Here is a 16,562-nt window from a genome sequence, read left to right on the forward strand (position 1 = left end):
TGAGATTTCATGTTAGAGAACATCCCTTCTCGTTTTGTCATTATGGGGAGTACATTGGTTGCCATCCTCATGGGCACTTTCATTATGATGATGAGATTGCGTTCCCAAAAAAAACCGGTCAATGCGAAAAAAATACTAATTCCTCCTGTTGCCATGTCAACAGGTGCCTTAATGTTCGTTTTTGAAGAGTTTCGTATTTCGCCATTGCAAATATTAGAAGCGATTGTAGTAGGAGTCATTTTTTCTCTTGTGCTGATTGCCACTTCCAAATTTGAAATTCGTGACAATGAAATATATATGAAGCGGTCAAAAGCTTTTTTTATTATTTTAGTAAGCTTATTAATAATCCGAACTCTAGGCAAAGTTTGGTTGACGGAATCTTTTGATCCTGGAGAATTAGCCGGTATGTTCTGGCTATTGGCCTTTGCGATGCTTTGGCCTTGGAGAATTGCGATGCTCATACAGTATAAAAAAATTGAAAAATCTCATTTATTACAATCAATGGAAAAAGGAAAATGAATGGCTGGATAGAAAAAGGGCTTGTCTAAAAAGTCCATAAAAACAGAGCGAATGGAGAAAACAATGAGTTTTTCCATTCGCTCTGTTTCCTTATTTTTGAAATTGGTTTGGGAATTTGCGGCCCATTTCAGTATGTTGTGGAGCGAGTGGAGAATTACCATTCGCTCTTTTTCTTCATTTGATTATTTTTTACTTTCAGCAAAATATTTTTCATAAGGTGTAACATCAATATTCATTTCAGCTAATTTTTTTCTCAAAAATTTATGGTCTCTTTTCGGCGTTGCAATGATGTAGCCTCTAATAATTAATTCCTGAGTGATCGTTTTTGCCTTTTCTTTCAATGCAAGTTCGCCGATTTTTCCAGCAATGGACTCTTTCGCTTGCTGTCTAAATAATTCTGGAACAGGGCTAACAAGTTCATTCAACAACTGCTTTCCCTCATCATTCCACAAATGCAATGTTTTATTAATATAATACTCTTGCCAATCTAAATCGGATTTCCCGTCATTTTTTGGCAAAGATTTCAAAAACTTTCGGAACATAAAGAACCCGCCGATTGCCATTAAAATAACCATTACGAAACTCCAAAAAACGAGAAACCACATAAACCAACCTTCCAACTTCTTCACCTCTTTTTCCTCTCTAAATCATTATAGCAAGGAAGAAAAATTTTTCATTAAGCTTGTCTCTATTTTTTTCTCAAATTGATATTTAGGTAGATGAAAGGGGGGAAAGGAAATGGCAAACTTAACATTCGAACATAGCACATTAAAAATCGTTTATGAAATGGGCGTAAATGAATCGAATGAAACGGTTTTAACAACTCGCTCTTACAGAAATGTACGCGACAACGTGACAGCAGAACAATTGGCTAGTGTAGTACAAGCATTTATTCAACTTTCAAAACATCCAGTTGTTCATGCTTCCATCTCAAAAACTGAAAAAATCGAATTCTAATTTTAGGAGGGGATTGGGATGACAAGAGTGCTGGAAATGAAATTTGAAACTGCCCAAGGAAAAGAATTTACGCTTTCTTTATATGACCCTAAATCTAATTTAACAGCAGCAGAAGTTTCCAATGCAATGCAAAGCATTATTAATCAAAATGTATTCCATGTAAATGGTTTTGCGCTTTCATCCATCAAACAAGCGCGCATCGTTGATAAAACAATTGAAAAGCTTATTTAATGGCAATACAAATCGGCAAAATCCTGATTGGGTTTTGTCGATTTTCCCATCATTACGTATTTTCCGATGTTTAAATTTTAAGGGGAGATGTGGATGGAACAATGGATTCCGGTGATTCAAGAAATCGGCTTTCCGATTGTTGTTTCTTTTTACTTGCTGAATCGTATTGAAACAAAGCTTGAAGCTATTTATTCAGTGCTCGTAACTTTAAAAGATGCAAACAGAGTATTGGAATCATGATAAAAGTGAAATTTTTTTCACAGATTTGTTGAAATTCTTTCATGAGAAAAAGTTTTACTAATATACTCTTTTCATATATGATAAACATAGTATTCCAAGGAGTTGAAGCAAATGAAGAAGAAGTTTATTTTTATCACCTTGCTGCTCATTGTTGGTATTCTATTATCTTCTTGCAGCAATTATAATTTTAAACCAACAATCGAGTATAAAATTCAGGACTTTACGATGATTGATCAACGGGGAGAAACTGTAACTTTAGATAGCTTAAAGGGGCAACCTTGGATTGCTATGTTTTTTTTCACAAATTGCAAAACGATATGTCAGCCAATGACATTAAATATGTCCATTATTCAAGAAAAATTAGTTGAAAAAGGTCTTGAAGATTATAAGATTGTTGGATTTTCAGTAGACCCGGAAAGAGATACGCCGGAAGCGCTTGCAAAGTATTTGGACTTTTTTACCGTTCCTGATGATTCAAAATGGCATTTATTGACTGGATATGATCAAAAATTTATTGAGCAATTCGCCCTTCAATCATTTAAAACCCTTGTTAAGAAACCAGAAAATGATGACCAAGTGATTCATGGTTCATCATTTTATCTGGTAGATGAAAACGGGGTTGCCGTAAAATATTATAATGGATATTCAGAAGAGGAAAATTCTGCGAATGCTGTACCGTATGATGAAATTGCCCTTGATTTGGAAACATTGATTGAAAACATGAAAAAGAAATGATATTCGGCAAACAAAACCGAACGATGACTTGAATCTCTTCAAGAGGTTCAGTTTCGTTCGGTTTTTGTTTTAGAATCGAGAGCATATTCGTCTCGGTTTATTTAATTATAAATTTCTTAATTGATCGAAAACTTGTTTTAGATCGGCAATAATATCTTCTGCATTTTCGATTCCAACAGAAAAACGCAACAAGCAGTCGTCTACTCCACGGGCAATCCGTTCTTCATAAGGAATGTCCGCATGGGTTTGCGTTGCTGGATATGTAATAAAACTTTCAGGTCCTCCTAAACTTTCAGCAAATGTTATCAGTTTTAATTTCTTTAAAAACGGATTAACTAAATCTGCTTTTGTCAAACGGAAGGACAACATTCCGCCTTTGCCTGTATAAAGTACATCTTTCACTAATGGTTCTTCCTGTAAATATGCGGCAACTCTCTTTGCATTTTCATCATGCTGCTTCATTCGTACATGCAAAGTTTTTAATCCTCGAATGACAAGCCAGCTGTCGAATGGCGAAAGGACAAGTCCCATGCTATTTTGATTGAATGCCAATTGTTCACTTAAAGTTTGTCCTTTTGAAACAACAAGCCCTGCCAGCGTATCATTATGTCCTGCGATATATTTTGTGGCACTATGCACCACAATATCTGCTCCATGTTCCATTGGACGTTGGAAATACGGTGAATAGAATGTATTATCTACAATAAACATTAAATTATGTTTTTTGCAAAGGTCATTGAAATAATCCAAATCAAATTCAATCATTAATGGATTAGTTGGCGTTTCAAGGAAAATGGCTTTTGTATGTTCATTGATTAAACCTTCCACTTCCTCTGCCTTGGAGAAATATACAGGCCGAATTTGGTACATTTCGTTAAATGTTCTGAGTAAACGGTATGTTCCTCCATACACGTCTTCAGGCAAAAGTATTTCATCACCTGGTTTGAAAATGGAAAGAACTAACTGGATGGCAGCCATTCCGGAACTACAGGCAAAACCGGCATCTCCTCCTTCCAATTCTGCAATGCCTTTTTCTAAAATTTCACGAGTAGGGTTTTTTGTTCGAGTATAATCATATCCTGTAGATTCCCCGATTCCTGTGTGTCTATAGGCTGTAGACATATAAATTGGGGGATTAACAGCACCTGTTCGCACATCGCTTTGATTTCCCAATTGAACTAATTTTGTTTCAATCCAATTTTTTGTCATGACTGTCACTCTTTCCTTGAAAATACTTTATTGAATTAGTTTAATTAACAATTTATCATAGGTCCCAATTTAAAAACAATAGTTTCAAGAATTAATATAATATTTCTTATTTTTTAAATAGAGTTAATAAAAATAAATAGATACATTTTCCAATTCAAAAAACTTTTTCAAATCATCATTTCTTATTTGGGTTATAATAGATAATTAAGGAGATAGTGCGCTCTTGCAGGGGGAAATTATGGCAAAAAAGAAGAAAGCAAAAAAACCTTTCATCAGCGCTGGGATGAAGCTGTTTCTAATCATTTTGCTTATTCCGGCATCAATCGTAATTTACACTTTTGTATTTTTTGCTTGGGCAGATTTAAAGGCGATAGTCTTGCCCGAAGAATTGTCTGTCATTGAAGAAATTCAAGAAGGAGAAGGATTTGATTTAACCATACCAGAAGAATATATTCCCATATACATAGCTGCTGGAAAAAAATACAATGTTCCATGGACATTGCTTGCCGCTCATCATCGGGTGGAGACGAGATTTTCCACAATGAAGACGCTCATTTCGCCGGTGGGAGCGGAAGGACATATGCAATTTATGCCATGCACCTTTGTTGGATGGGATCATCCCAGCTGCGAGGGGTTAGGGAAAGGGAATATTCCTGAATCTGAAAAAACCGATCCAAAGGTGATTGCAAAATACGGAGGTTATGGAGTTGATGCAAACGGAGACGGCATTGCAGATCCTTTTGATATAGAAGATGCCATCTATAGCGCTGCCAATTTTTTATCTAAGGCCGGCGTAAGGGAAGGAAAAATAGAAAAAGCGATTTTTCAATATAATCATAGTCAAGAGTATGTAAAAAAAATTATGTATTACTATGAGCAATATGAGCGTATTGGCCCTATTTTAGAAAAGGAAGCATTGGCAGCTGCTGCAGATTCATAAAGGTTTAATATAAAAAGAGGTTGGGACAAATCTAAAAAAACATCATTTTCTCCAAGGAGAAAATGATGTTTTTTTGATATGTTATTAAAATTGATTTCCGTTCCGGGGACGCTTTCCGCGGGCCCGGCTCGAGCCTCCTCGGAGCTCATTGCTTCGCTCCTGCGGTGTCTCGAGACACGGGCTGTTCCCGCAGGAGTCGCCCCGTCACTTCAATCAATTTTTAGTTATATCAAATATTTATCAAAACCCTTTCAACTACCCCTTTAATTTTTTGTTTATGTCCCAGCCTCTTTTTATTTAATCTGTCGCTTTTCTAAAGCCTTTCATAATTAAACTTACAATTAAGACTAAAGCAATAGAACCAATCAAGGCAGGAAATACATAAAAGTTGGAGACTTCCCAACCCCAGTTTCCTAAAAAAGCACTACCAATCCAAGATCCAATAATCCCCGCTATGATATTGCCGATGATGCCTCCAGGGATGTCTTTTCCAACAATCACACCGGCCAACCATCCAATAATGCCTCCGATGACTAAATACCAAATAAAATTCATGATAATTCCACTCCTTTTTCAAGTGCATCTTTTCTTGTGTTATTTTGTTCAATTCCCTTAAAGCTATGCAGACAATCTAAATAGAGTTTGCAATTAAAAAATTCTAAATATTTTGCAAATTGATTAAAAATGTCGTATAATGTTCATAAATAAGTCACAAATTGGGGGATGGGGTGGATACATGATGAATATGTATGTAACAGTAGAACAATTAAATCGCCAAGGGATTGTATTTGCTATTTTTCATACGATTGTTTTTCTTAATTTAGCCATCGATTTTGCACTGATTCCTCTTAGCTAATCTAACCCATATTTTGGGTTAGATTTTTATATTCTTATGGATCAATTCCATTTTTCAAAATATTTTCACCATAATATAAATTAGAAAAAAATCAGAATAATATAGAATTTTTTATTTAATATGTAGAAAGAAACCGCTTTCAATAAAATTTAAATTTTTGAAATTTTATAAAAAATTTAAAAAACCCTGTTGACGAAAGGGGCATTTTTGTACTATTATGACAACAATTTCACCGACATTTTTTAATAGAAATTACATGAGAGTTGTCGGAAAATTTTTATAACCCGTTTTTTAACATTGGAAATACTAGTAATTGTGAGGGGCGTTTGAAGTATGAGAAGTGATATGATTAAAGTAGGAGTTGATCGTGCTCCTCATCGTAGCTTGCTTTATGCTACGGGTAAAGTAAAACCAACAGATTTGGATAAACCATTCATCGGTGTTTGCAACTCTTACATCGATATTATTCCAGGTCATGTGCATTTGCGTGAATTTGCTGAAGAAGTAAAAGAAGCAATCATTGAAGCAGGCGGAATTCCATTCGAATTCAATACGATCGGTGTTGATGATGGAATCGCAATGGGTCACATTGGAATGAGATACTCTTTGCCAAGCCGCGAACTGATTGCAGACTCTGCGGAAACAGTGATTAATGCTCACTGGTTTGATGGCGTATTCTTCATTCCAAACTGCGATAAAATTACACCAGGAATGTTGATGGCTGCAGTTCGCACAAACGTTCCTTCTATCTTTGTTTCCGGTGGACCAATGGAAGCGGGAAAAAGTTCTAGTGGCAGACAGCTTTCATTAACTTCAGTTTTTGAAGGCATTGGTGCTTATAAATCCGGTCAGATGACGGAAGAAGAATTTAAAGACATTGAAATGAATGCTTGCCCAACATGCGGTTCTTGTTCAGGAATGTTTACAGCGAATTCAATGAACTGCTTAATGGAAATGTTGGGAGTGGCGCTTCCTGGAAATGGAACAATCGTCGCAACAAGCGAACAAAGAAAAGAGTTGATTCGTGAAGCGGCGAAACATTTGATTCGCATGATTAAGGAAGATGTTCGACCACGGGACATTATAACAAAAGAAGCGATTGACGATGCCTTTGCTCTTGATATGGCAATGGGCGGTTCAACAAATACGATTTTACATACTTTAGCTATAGCCCATGAGGCAGGCATTGATTATGATTTAGAAGACATCAATAAAGTGGCTGAACGTGTTCCATATATTGCAAAAATTATGCCAGCATCGGATATTTCAATGGATGATGTCAATAAAGCTGGTGGCGTCAGTGCAATTATCAATGAATTGGCGAAAATTCCAGGATGCATTCACCCAGATCGCATCACAGTTACTGGAAAAACAATCGGTGAACTCGTAAAAGGATGCGAAATTACAAATACTGATGTAATCCGTACAAAAGACAATCCTTATAGCCCAGTTGGTGGATTATCTGTATTGTTCGGAAATCTTGCGCCTGAAGGATCTGTGATTAAAGTGGGCGCGGTAGACCCATCCATCAAAGTCTTTACAGGTGAAGCGATTGTCTTTGATTCGCAAGACGAAGCTTTGGCTGCGATTGATTCGGGAGAAGTAAGAGAAGGGCATGTCGTAGTCATCCGCTATGAAGGTCCAAAAGGCGGCCCAGGTATGCCTGAGATGCTTGCTCCAACTTCCGCCATTGTTGGAAGAGGCCTCGGAACTAAAGTCGCTTTAATTACCGATGGCCGATTTAGCGGTGCATCAAGAGGTATTTCAATAGGCCATATTTCTCCTGAAGCGGCAGAAGGTGGGCCTATTGCATTAGTCGAAAATGGTGATATAATTGAAATCGATTTACCCAATCGAACTATCAATTTAAAAGTTTCTGATGAAGAATTAGAACAACGCCGCAAAAACTTGAAACCATTCGAACCAAAAATTAAAACTGGATGGTTGGCAAGATATTCAAAACTAGTGACAAATGCTTCAAAAGGCGGTATTATGAAGATATAATTTTCATAAAATTCCGATGAATATTGAACTTTATAAAATTCTAAATAAACAGATGAATGCAATGATGAGGTAAAAGGATATAGAGCATTGTATCTACCAGAGAGTCGGGGTTGGTGGAAACCGATGATACAACTATATCCGACATCCCCTCGGAGTGAGCTATTGAACGCTTCATGCCATTAGATAGCTCCGGGCACTTATTCGTGCACCGTTACCAATGAATAGCTATTCCATCTGAGTTGCCGCGGATGGAATGTGACAGCTATTCGCAGAGGTAGCGTTTTTTGCTACGAAAAAGGGTGGTACCATGAAAAGTCTTTTTCATCCCTTCGCAAGAGGTCTTCTTTTGCGTTGGAGAAAAAGGCTTTTTTATTTTAGATATTTTAGAAGGAGGATGTATAGGAATGACTGCAAATGCGTCAACAAACGCAAAAATGGATACCTCACCATCAGGTATGCAAGAAGTTGGAAATCGGCCAAAAAATGGTGCTGATATTCTCATTAAAGCATTACAGGATCAAGGGGTTGATATAGTCTTTGGTTACCCGGGCGGCGCTGTATTACACGTTTATGATGCGATGTATAAGAATCCGATACGTCACATTTTAACTCGTCATGAACAAGGAGCAATTCACGCGGCAGAAGGTTATGCTCGCGTTTTAAATAAACCAGGTGTTGTCATTGCAACAAGCGGACCAGGAGCAACAAACTTAGTGACAGGAATTACCGACGCAATGATTGATTCGATTCCATTAGTCATTTTTACAGGTCAGGTAGCAACGACAGTCATTGGTTCAGATGCCTTCCAAGAAGCGGACATAATTGGAATTACAACACCGATTACAAAACACAATTATCAAGTGCAAGATGTACACGATATACCACGAATCGTTAAAGAAGCTTTTCACATTGCGAATAGCGGAAGAAAAGGTCCTGTACTGATCGATTTACCGAAAAATATTTCAACGGCCATTTTCGATGAAGCGAAAGCCAATGTTCCGGATGAAGTTTACTTGCCAGGTTATCAGCCAAATTACAAACCGAATTATCTGCAAATTCAGAAAGCAATCCAAGCGATCAGCGAAGCGAAAAAACCAGTGGTGCTTGCTGGAGCAGGGGTACTCTTTGCCAATGGGTGCGATGAACTTGTTGAATTTGTTGAAAAATACAAACTTCCTGTTGTGACAACTCTGCTTGGACTTGGAAGCATTCCTGGCAATCATGAATTAAATTACGGAATGGCTGGCATGCATGGTGCGGTCGTAGCGAACGATGCCATCACGAAATCAGACTTAATTATTAATATCGGTGCCCGTTTTGATGATCGTTTAACAGGTGATACATCCCGTTTTGCGCCGGAAGCAAAAATCATCCACATCGATATCGATCCTGCTGAAATTGGAAAAAACATTCGCACGGACATTCCGATTGTTGCAGATGCAAAAGAAGCGTTGAAAGCTTTATTGAAAAACGACTTTAAAGCGCCTGATACAACAGAATGGCTCGATTATTTAAACAGCGTTAGAAACGAATATCCATATTGGTATGTTGAAGATGAAAAAGAAGTGTTGCCACAACAAATCATTGAAATGGTGCATGCTATTACCCATGGCGACGCGATTGTCACTACAGACGTAGGCCAACACCAAATGTGGGCTGCCCAATATTATTTGCAAAATCATAGCCATCAATGGGTAACTTCAGGCGGTCTTGGAACAATGGGATTCGGGCTGCCAGCAGCAATCGGAGCTCAATTCGCAAAACCGGATAAAAAAGTAGTCTCCATTCTAGGAGATGCCGGTTTCCAAATGACATCTCAAGAGCTTGCTTTATTAAAAGAATTCAACCTACCAGTAAAAGTCATTATCATTAATAATGGTGCTCTCGGTATGGTGCGTCAATGGCAAGAATTGTTCTATGAAGGACGCTATTCACAAAGTTTAATGCCGGTTCAGCCAGACTTCGTGAAACTTGCCGAAGCTTATGGATTAAAAGGTTATCGCATTCAAACACTCGAAGAAGCAGAAAAAATCTTAGCAGAAGCAATTAATTCCGATGAACCAGTTGTTGTGGATTGCCGAGTAAAACAGTTGGAAAATGTATATCCTATGGTGCCATCGGGCAAAGCGCTTCATGAAATGGTAGGGGTGAAAAGATTTTGAAACGAGTAATTACAGTAACAGTCATCAACCAAAGTGGCGTGTTGAACCGAGTTACAGGTTTATTGATGAGAAGACAATTCAATATTGAATCCATTACAGTTGGTCATACTGAACAGCCAAATATTTCCAAAATGACACTCGTAGTAAATATTGAAGACGATGTGAAATTGGAACAACTCATTAAACAATTATCTAAACAAATTGATGTGTTGAAAGTGAATGACATTACTGAAAAATCCATTGTTCTTCGCGAATTGGCACTTGTAAAAGTCGTTTCGCCTCCAAATTTGAGACTGGAAATGAATGCTATTGTTGAACCATTCCGTCCTCAAATTGTGGATACTTCAAAAAATGTTGTCACCTATCAAGTGATTGGCCATCCGGATAAAATTGATGCCTTCATTGAACTTGTTCGTCCGTATGGCATTAAAGAATTGACTCGTACAGGTGTGACTGCAACAGTTCGCGAAGTGCAGCAAACCTTTTATGATCAAACACCACTATCTCTATTAAAGTGAGTTTATAAAATTGTTTATTATTGCAATGCAAAGATAGTTTTCTGAACTATCTTTGTCATTGAAAACATATTAAAAATAAAAAGATTAATACTATTTAGGGGGAAAAGAAAGATGACAAAAATGTACTACCATAACGAAATTGACGAAACATTATTAAAAGAAAAGAAAATTGCGGTAATCGGATACGGCTCACAAGGGCATGCCCACGCTCAAAACTTGAAAGAATCTGGTTTTGATGTGCGTGTAGGGATTCGCCCAGGTAAATCCGCAGAACAAGCAAAACAAGATGGTTTAGATGTGAAATCTGTAGCTGAAGCATCTAAAGAAGCCGATGTAATCATGATTTTGCTTCCAGATGAAGCTCAAAAAGCAGTGTATGAAGCTGAAATCGCTCCAAACTTAGAACCAGGAAACGCTTTAGTATTTGCTCATGGTTTCAACATTCACTATAAACAAATCGTACCTCCAGAAGATGTAGATGTATTCTTAGTAGCGCCAAAAGGTCCTGGCCACTTAGTTCGCCGCACTTACACTGAAGGTGCAGGTGTTCCAGCATTAATTGGCGTTTACCAAGATGCAACTGGCAATGCAAAAAATCTTGCACTTGCTTGGGCTAAAGGTATCGGTTCTGCTCGTGCAGGTGTTCTTGAAACAACATTCAAAGAAGAAACAGAAACTGACTTATTCGGTGAACAAGCAGTTCTTTGCGGCGGTGTAACTCATTTAATCAAAGCCGGTTTTGAAACATTAGTAGAAGCTGGTTACCAACCAGAAAGTGCATATTTCGAATGCTTGCATGAAATGAAATTAATCGTTGACTTGATTTACGAAGGCGGATTTTCTAACATGCGCTACTCCATCTCTGACACTGCTGAATGGGGCGACTATGTATCAGGTCCACGAGTAATTACAGAAGATGTAAAAGCAAATATGAAAAAGGTGCTTGAAGACATTCAAAGCGGCAAGTTTGCAAAAGAATGGCTTGAAGAAAATGCGAATGGCCGACCTCGCTACAATGAATACAAAAAACGCGAACAAGAGCATCAAATTGAAAAAGTCGGGGCAGAATTGCGTAATATGATGCCTTTCATTAACGCTGGAAATAGGAAGGTAGTGATTAAATAGTGCGTAAGATTGATATTTTTGATACAACACTTCGAGATGGTGAACAATCAGCAGGTATTAACTTAAACACTGCTGAAAAAATTGAAATTGCTAAACAATTAGAACGTCTAGGGGTAACAATCATTGAAGCAGGTTTCCCTGCTTCAAGCCCTGGCGACTTTGATGCAGTAAATAAAATCGCAAGCACAATTAAAAATTCTATCGTAACGGGTCTTGCCCGCTGCGTGAAAAGCGACATTGACCGCGCTTGGGAAGCGTTGAAAGTTGCAGAACAACCGCACGTCCATGTGTTCTTGGCAACTAGCCCCATTCATATGGAATACAAATTGAAAAAAACGCCGGATCAAGTCGTAGAACAAGCAGTGGAAGCCGTAAAATATGCAAAAAAATTCTTCCCGCTTGTGGAATGGTCCGCAGAAGATGGTTTCCGCTCCGACCGCGAATTTTTAGTTCGCATCATTGAAAAGGTGATTGAAGCTGGAGCTACAACCATCAATGTTCCAGACACAGTTGGATATGCAACACCACAAGAATACGGCGCATTATTTAAATATTTAAAAGAAAATGTGCGTGGAGCAGAAAAAGTAAAATTCTCCGCTCACTGCCATGATGACTTAGGTATGGCGGTTGCCAACTCACTAGCAGCCCTTGAAAACGGTGCAGACCAAATCGAATGTACAATCAACGGAATCGGCGAGCGGGCAGGAAATGCTTCATTAGAAGAAATTGCGGTGGCGCTCCATATTCGAAAAGATTTCTATCAAGCGGAAACTGGTATTCAATTAAAAGAAATTAAGAGAACTTCCCAATTAGTAAGCCGTTTAACTGGATTCTTAGTGCCGCCAAACAAAGCGGTTGTCGGCAAAAATGCTTTTGCCCATGAATCCGGAATTCACCAAGATGGCGTGTTGAAGCATAAACAAACATACGAAATCATTTCTCCTGAATTAATTGGAGAAGGAGAAGTTCCGCTTGTGCTTGGTAAACACTCAGGCAGGGCAGCATTCCGCGATCGTGCGGAGAAAATGGGCTTCCAATTATCTGATGAAAAATTAAATAAAGCCTTTGAAGAATTCAAAAAGCTTGCTGATCGCAAAAAAGAAATTACGGAAGAAGATTTAATCACATTATTAACAGAGCAATCCGTATCCATTGAAGATATTCCAAGATTTGAATTGAATAGCGTGCAAGTTTCATATGGTACGGATAATATTCCAACAGCTACGGCATCAGTTGTTACTCCTGAAGGCGATACAAAAACTCTTGCAGCTACTGGTGCAGGTTCTGTGGAAGCCATCTTTAATACACTTGAGCAATTGGTAGATACAAAAGTTCACGTGTTAGATTTCCAAGTAACATCTGTCAGCAAAGGCCGCGATGCTTTAGCAGATGCCGTTGTAAAAATTTCTTATAATCACGTAACAACAACTGGCCGCGACTCTTCTCAAGACGTCCTTGAGGCTACTGCCAAAGCCTTTATTGACGCCATTAACAGACATCTTATTCACGAAAACTTTGTTAAGACACATATTGCCCAAATTTAGTTGATCATTCATTTCGTGACGCCATCAAATATGCAAATGTTTGATGGCGTTTGTTAAAAATAAATTCATTTTATTAAATCTCTTCTAGGAAAGGTGTTTTCGCATGGAAAAGAAAATAACAGTGCTTCCGGGTGACGGTATTGGTCCTGAAGTTGTTGCGTCGGCTATTCGGGTACTACAAGCAATCGGCAAACGATATAAACATGACTTTCAATTAGCTTATGCAGCTATTGGTGGGGCAGCCATTGATCAATTCAATACGCCGCTTCCAGAAGAAACTATTGAAACTTGTAAACAAAGCGACGCTATTTTGCTAGGAGCAGTAGGTGGACCAAAATGGGATAACAATCCGCCTGAACTTAGACCGGAAAAAGGATTATTGCAAATTCGCAAAACATTTGATTTATTTGCCAATTTGCGTCCAGTCAAATCTTTCCCAAGTTTATTAGATTCTTCTCCTTTAAAAAGGGAAGTCGCTGATCAAGTTGATTTGCTGATTGTTCGGGAATTAACAGGCGGAATTTACTTCGGGGAGAAAAAACGCACGGAATCAGAAGCAAGCGATTTAAATATTTATACACGCGAAGAAATTGAACGCATTGTCGATAATGCTTTTAAGTTGGCAACATTAAGACGCGGTAAACTTTGTTCGGTTGATAAAGCCAATGTGCTAGAGACGTCCCGTTTATGGAGAGAAATTGTAGAAGAGAAAAAAGCACAGTATCCAGAAGTGGAAGTGGAGCATAATTTAGTTGACTCTGTTGCCATGAAGCTTATCACAAACCCAAGCCATTATGACGTGATTGTTACAGATAATATGTTTGGGGATATATTAAGCGATGAAGCTTCTGTTATCACAGGTTCATTAGGCGTATTACCTTCTGCATCCATCCGTGGAGATTCCTTTGGTTTATATGAACCAGTACATGGTTCAGCACCAGAAATTGCAGGTTTAGGTATCGCAAACCCTGCGGCAACAATTCTTTCTGTTGCCATGATGCTTCGCTACTCCTTCGGTATGAAAGAAGAAGCAGCAGAAATTGAAAGAGCGGTAAATGCGGTATTTGAAGACGGCTACTTCACTATGGATCTCGCAATAGATAAAGATAAAGCATTAACAACAGATGAATGGACTAATAAAGTCATTGCTGAAATCGATACAAACTTTGTAGCTGATAGTATTATGGAATCATATATTTAAAGGTTGGTGGTTAAGATGGCAAAAAATATTATTGAAAAAATTTGGGAATCGCATGTTGTACATCGAGAAGAAGGAAAACCGGATTTACTATATATCGATCTTCATTTAATTCATGAAGTAACATCACCACAAGCCTTTGAAGGATTAAGACTTGCTGGTCGGAAAGTCCGTCGCCCTGATCTTTGCTTTGCGACGATGGACCATAACGTTCCTACAAAAGATATTTTTACAATCAATGACCCGATTGCGAAGAAACAAATCAACACATTAGCCAAAAACTGTGAAGAATTTGGCATTCAACTTGCAGATATAGGTCATCCTGATCAAGGGATTGTTCACGTAATCGGTCCAGAACTTGGTTTAACCCAGCCTGGTAAAACAATCGTTTGTGGAGACTCCCATACATCTACCCATGGTGCTTTTGGCGCATTAGCCTTTGGTATCGGTACTTCTGAAGTTGAACACGTGCTTTCGACTCAAACATTATGGCAAAATAAACCAAAAACAATGGAAATTCGCGTTAATGGCAAATTAGGTTTTGGCGTAACAGCAAAAGATGTTATTCTTGCGATTATCGCAAAATGGGGAGTAGGCTTAGGAACTGGCTACATCGTTGAATATACGGGCGATGTAATTCGCAGCTTATCCATGGAAGAACGGATGACTATTTGCAATATGTCCATTGAAGCAGGTGCGAAAGCAGGATTAATTTCTCCGGATGAAAAAACGATAGAATACTTGCGTGGCCGCCGTTTTGCACCGAAAGAAGAATTTGATAAAGCGGCAGAATATTGGTTAAGTTTAGCTTCTGATCCAGGTTGTACGTATGATAAAGTACTTGAAATCGATGCAAGCGAAATTGAACCGTTTGTCACTTGGGGAACAAATCCTTCCATGGGTACAGGCATCAATGGCCATGTACCAACAGTGGATGACTATGAATCAGAAACGGATAAACAAGCGTTAAGAAAAGCCCTTGAATATATGGGATTAGAAGAAGGACAGCCGATTACTTCCATTGAAATCCAACACGTATTCATCGGTTCTTGTACAAATTCTCGTTTATCCGACTTGCGTACGGCAGCTCAAATTGTAAAAGGCAAAAAAGTGGCGCCAGGCGTTCGGGCTATTGTCGTACCTGGTTCATACTCCGTGAAAAAAGCTGCTGAAGAAGAAGGATTGGATCAAATCTTTATTGATGCAGGTTTTGAATGGCGCAATTCAGGATGTTCCGCATGCCTTGGCATGAACGAAGACATCATTCCAGCAGGTGAACGCTGCGCTTCTACTTCCAACCGCAACTTTGAAGGCCGTCAAGGAGCCGGAGCGCGCACACACTTAGTAAGTCCTGCAATGGCGGCAGCTGCTGCAATCGAAGGACGTTTCGTTGATGTTCGCAACTATTTAAAACAAGAGCAACAAGCATAAGGAAAGGGCGGGGAACAAATGGAGCCTATTAATATCGTCAAAAGTGTAATTGCACCATTAGATCGTAAAAATGTTGATACAGACCAAATCATTTCCAAAGAATTTTTAAAACGAATTGAACGTACTGGATTTGGAAAATTTTTGTTCTATCATTGGCGCTATGATGAAAATGGAAATGAAATACCTGATTTCGTATTAAATAAACCTGAATATAAAGAAGCTAAAATTTTAGTAGCGCAGGATAACTTCGGCTGCGGTTCTTCCCGGGAACATGCTCCTTGGGCAATATTAGACTACGGTTTTCGAGTGATTATTGCTCCTAGTTTTGCAGATATTTTCCATAATAACTGTTTCAAAAACGGCATCTTGCCTGTTAAATTGAAAGAAGAAGAAGTGGATGAAATTTTAGAGAAGGGGCTTCAAAAACCTTATACGGTGGAAGTCAATTTAACGGAGCAGACGGTGACAGGGGAAGATGGTGTTGTCTATCACTTCAACATCGACCCATATTATAAAGAAATGTTATTGAACGGTTGGGATGAAATCGCATTAACATTTAAATATGAAGATAAAATTAAAGCATATGAAGAAAAACGAATCGTGTTTAAATAATGTAGCACTAAGATTTTGACAAATAATATTTAGTATCAGAATAATCACTGTAGTTCTAAAAGGATTACAGGTTTAGATCGGAAAGTAAAGGTGGGCTAAAAATTGCCCACCTTTTTGTATGTAAGCCCGAATTCAAATGACGCATTGAAAACTTAAAACAGGGATTAAAAAAAGCGCACCTTTCGGTACGCACGACAAATAGCCCTACAATCTTGATGTTTTTTTCGATTGAGGGCTATTTTGCAATTGCACATGATTCACGTATATTTTTAGACCAAGGC

The 16,562-nt window shown here is 38.3% G+C and carries 17 protein-coding genes and 1 other annotated feature; of the genes, 14 read left to right on the forward strand and 3 right to left on the reverse strand.

The window, feature by feature from the left end:
• Positions 1–9 precede the first annotated feature (9 nt).
• Complete coding sequence (locus DKZ56_RS10110; protein ID WP_208649871.1) at positions 10–519, forward strand: CcdC family protein; 510 nt, start codon at positions 10–12, stop codon at positions 517–519.
• Positions 520–701: 182 nt separating this feature from the next.
• Here the strand turns inward: DKZ56_RS10110 and DKZ56_RS10115 are convergent, their stop codons facing one another.
• Positions 702–1,124 carry a DUF2621 domain-containing protein gene (locus DKZ56_RS10115; protein WP_208652233.1) on the reverse strand — a complete coding sequence of 141 codons (423 nt, stop codon included), beginning with the start codon at positions 1,122–1,124 and terminating at the stop codon, positions 702–704.
• Positions 1,125–1,257: 133 nt separating this feature from the next.
• On the opposite strand from DKZ56_RS10115, the gene DKZ56_RS10120 reads away from it, so the two are divergent.
• From DKZ56_RS10120 to DKZ56_RS10135, 4 genes are all read left to right on the forward strand, one after another.
• Positions 1,258–1,476, forward strand: coding sequence for a DUF1659 domain-containing protein (locus DKZ56_RS10120; RefSeq protein WP_208649872.1), 219 nt, complete (start codon positions 1,258–1,260; stop codon positions 1,474–1,476).
• Positions 1,477–1,494: 18 nt separating this feature from the next.
• Positions 1,495–1,707, forward strand: a complete 213-nt coding sequence (locus tag DKZ56_RS10125) for a DUF2922 domain-containing protein (protein ID WP_208649873.1) — start codon at positions 1,495–1,497, stop codon at positions 1,705–1,707.
• Positions 1,708–1,800: 93 nt separating this feature from the next.
• On the forward strand, positions 1,801–1,947 hold the full coding sequence (locus DKZ56_RS10130) for a YvrJ family protein (protein ID WP_208649874.1): 147 nt from the start codon (positions 1,801–1,803) through the stop codon (positions 1,945–1,947).
• Positions 1,948–2,058: 111 nt separating this feature from the next.
• A complete protein-coding gene (locus DKZ56_RS10135) occupies positions 2,059–2,682 on the forward strand; it encodes an SCO family protein (RefSeq protein ID WP_208649875.1) in 624 nt (207 codons plus the stop codon).
• 105 nt (positions 2,683–2,787) lie between these two features.
• On the opposite strand, the gene DKZ56_RS10140 is transcribed toward DKZ56_RS10135, so the two are convergent.
• Positions 2,788–3,891: a methionine biosynthesis PLP-dependent protein gene (locus DKZ56_RS10140; RefSeq protein WP_208649876.1), complete on the reverse strand. Its 1,104-nt coding sequence runs from the start codon at positions 3,889–3,891 to the stop codon at positions 2,788–2,790.
• Between the two features lie 238 nt (positions 3,892–4,129).
• Here DKZ56_RS10140 and DKZ56_RS10145 point away from each other — a divergent pair, with 238 nt between their 5' ends.
• Positions 4,130–4,831: a lytic transglycosylase domain-containing protein gene (locus DKZ56_RS10145; RefSeq protein WP_208649877.1), complete on the forward strand. Its 702-nt coding sequence runs from the start codon at positions 4,130–4,132 to the stop codon at positions 4,829–4,831.
• 297 nt (positions 4,832–5,128) lie between these two features.
• On the opposite strand, the gene DKZ56_RS10150 is transcribed toward DKZ56_RS10145, so the two are convergent.
• Positions 5,129–5,386, reverse strand: coding sequence for a GlsB/YeaQ/YmgE family stress response membrane protein (locus DKZ56_RS10150; protein WP_208649878.1), 258 nt, complete (start codon positions 5,384–5,386; stop codon positions 5,129–5,131).
• A 634-nt stretch (positions 5,387–6,020) separates the two neighbouring features.
• Here DKZ56_RS10150 and ilvD point away from each other — a divergent pair.
• From ilvD to leuD, 8 genes are all read left to right on the forward strand, one after another.
• On the forward strand, positions 6,021–7,691 hold the full coding sequence (gene ilvD / locus DKZ56_RS10155; protein ID WP_208649879.1) for a dihydroxy-acid dehydratase: 1,671 nt from the start codon (positions 6,021–6,023) through the stop codon (positions 7,689–7,691).
• Positions 7,692–7,743: 52 nt separating this feature from the next.
• Positions 7,744–8,023 (forward strand) — a binding site (T-box leader).
• A 72-nt stretch (positions 8,024–8,095) separates the two neighbouring features.
• A complete protein-coding gene (gene ilvB / locus DKZ56_RS10160) occupies positions 8,096–9,853 on the forward strand; it encodes a biosynthetic-type acetolactate synthase large subunit (protein ID WP_208649880.1) in 1,758 nt (585 codons plus the stop codon).
• Positions 9,850–10,371, forward strand: a complete 522-nt coding sequence (ilvN, locus tag DKZ56_RS10165) for an acetolactate synthase small subunit (RefSeq protein ID WP_208649881.1) — start codon at positions 9,850–9,852, stop codon at positions 10,369–10,371. Before ilvB ends, ilvN begins: the two co-directional genes overlap by 4 nt.
• Positions 10,372–10,482: 111 nt before the next feature.
• Positions 10,483–11,496 (forward strand): ketol-acid reductoisomerase, encoded by a 1,014-nt coding sequence (gene ilvC / locus DKZ56_RS10170; RefSeq protein ID WP_208649882.1) that lies wholly within the window; start codon positions 10,483–10,485, stop codon positions 11,494–11,496.
• Positions 11,496–13,040, forward strand: coding sequence for a 2-isopropylmalate synthase (locus DKZ56_RS10175; protein WP_208649883.1), 1,545 nt, complete (start codon positions 11,496–11,498; stop codon positions 13,038–13,040). The genes ilvC and DKZ56_RS10175 overlap by 1 nt, the downstream gene beginning before the upstream one ends.
• Before the next feature lie 103 nt (positions 13,041–13,143).
• On the forward strand, positions 13,144–14,241 hold the full coding sequence (gene leuB, locus DKZ56_RS10180) for a 3-isopropylmalate dehydrogenase (protein ID WP_208649884.1): 1,098 nt from the start codon (positions 13,144–13,146) through the stop codon (positions 14,239–14,241).
• Between the two features lie 15 nt (positions 14,242–14,256).
• Positions 14,257–15,669 (forward strand): 3-isopropylmalate dehydratase large subunit, encoded by a 1,413-nt coding sequence (leuC, locus tag DKZ56_RS10185; protein WP_208649885.1) that lies wholly within the window; start codon positions 14,257–14,259, stop codon positions 15,667–15,669.
• Positions 15,670–15,687: 18 nt separating this feature from the next.
• Positions 15,688–16,281 (forward strand): 3-isopropylmalate dehydratase small subunit, encoded by a 594-nt coding sequence (gene leuD, locus DKZ56_RS10190; protein ID WP_208649886.1) that lies wholly within the window; start codon positions 15,688–15,690, stop codon positions 16,279–16,281.
• The last annotated feature ends 281 nt before the right edge of the window (positions 16,282–16,562 follow it).

Origin of the sequence: Ureibacillus thermophilus, assembly GCF_004331915.1 — a bacterium.
Classification (GTDB): domain Bacteria; phylum Bacillota; class Bacilli; order Bacillales_A; family Planococcaceae; genus Ureibacillus; species Ureibacillus thermophilus.

Excerpts from the sequence above, each read along its gene's own strand:
- DKZ56_RS10110 (WP_208649871.1), top strand. The coding sequence starts at position 10 with ATGTTAGAGAACATCCCTTCTCGTTTTGTCATTATGGGGAGTACATTG.
- DKZ56_RS10115 (WP_208652233.1), bottom strand. The coding sequence starts at position 1,124 with ATGTGGTTTCTCGTTTTTTGGAGTTTCGTAATGGTTATTTTAATGGCA.
- DKZ56_RS10120 (WP_208649872.1), top strand. The coding sequence starts at position 1,258 with ATGGCAAACTTAACATTCGAACATAGCACATTAAAAATCGTTTATGAA.
- DKZ56_RS10125 (WP_208649873.1), top strand. The coding sequence starts at position 1,495 with ATGACAAGAGTGCTGGAAATGAAATTTGAAACTGCCCAAGGAAAAGAA.
- DKZ56_RS10130 (WP_208649874.1), top strand. The coding sequence starts at position 1,801 with ATGGAACAATGGATTCCGGTGATTCAAGAAATCGGCTTTCCGATTGTT.
- DKZ56_RS10135 (WP_208649875.1), top strand. The coding sequence starts at position 2,059 with ATGAAGAAGAAGTTTATTTTTATCACCTTGCTGCTCATTGTTGGTATT.
- DKZ56_RS10140 (WP_208649876.1), bottom strand. The coding sequence starts at position 3,891 with ATGACAAAAAATTGGATTGAAACAAAATTAGTTCAATTGGGAAATCAA.
- DKZ56_RS10145 (WP_208649877.1), top strand. The coding sequence starts at position 4,130 with ATGGCAAAAAAGAAGAAAGCAAAAAAACCTTTCATCAGCGCTGGGATG.
- DKZ56_RS10150 (WP_208649878.1), bottom strand. The coding sequence starts at position 5,386 with ATGAATTTTATTTGGTATTTAGTCATCGGAGGCATTATTGGATGGTTG.
- ilvD (WP_208649879.1), top strand. The coding sequence starts at position 6,021 with ATGAGAAGTGATATGATTAAAGTAGGAGTTGATCGTGCTCCTCATCGT.
- ilvB (WP_208649880.1), top strand. The coding sequence starts at position 8,096 with ATGACTGCAAATGCGTCAACAAACGCAAAAATGGATACCTCACCATCA.
- ilvC (WP_208649882.1), top strand. The coding sequence starts at position 10,483 with ATGACAAAAATGTACTACCATAACGAAATTGACGAAACATTATTAAAA.
- leuB (WP_208649884.1), top strand. The coding sequence starts at position 13,144 with ATGGAAAAGAAAATAACAGTGCTTCCGGGTGACGGTATTGGTCCTGAA.
- leuC (WP_208649885.1), top strand. The coding sequence starts at position 14,257 with ATGGCAAAAAATATTATTGAAAAAATTTGGGAATCGCATGTTGTACAT.
- leuD (WP_208649886.1), top strand. The coding sequence starts at position 15,688 with ATGGAGCCTATTAATATCGTCAAAAGTGTAATTGCACCATTAGATCGT.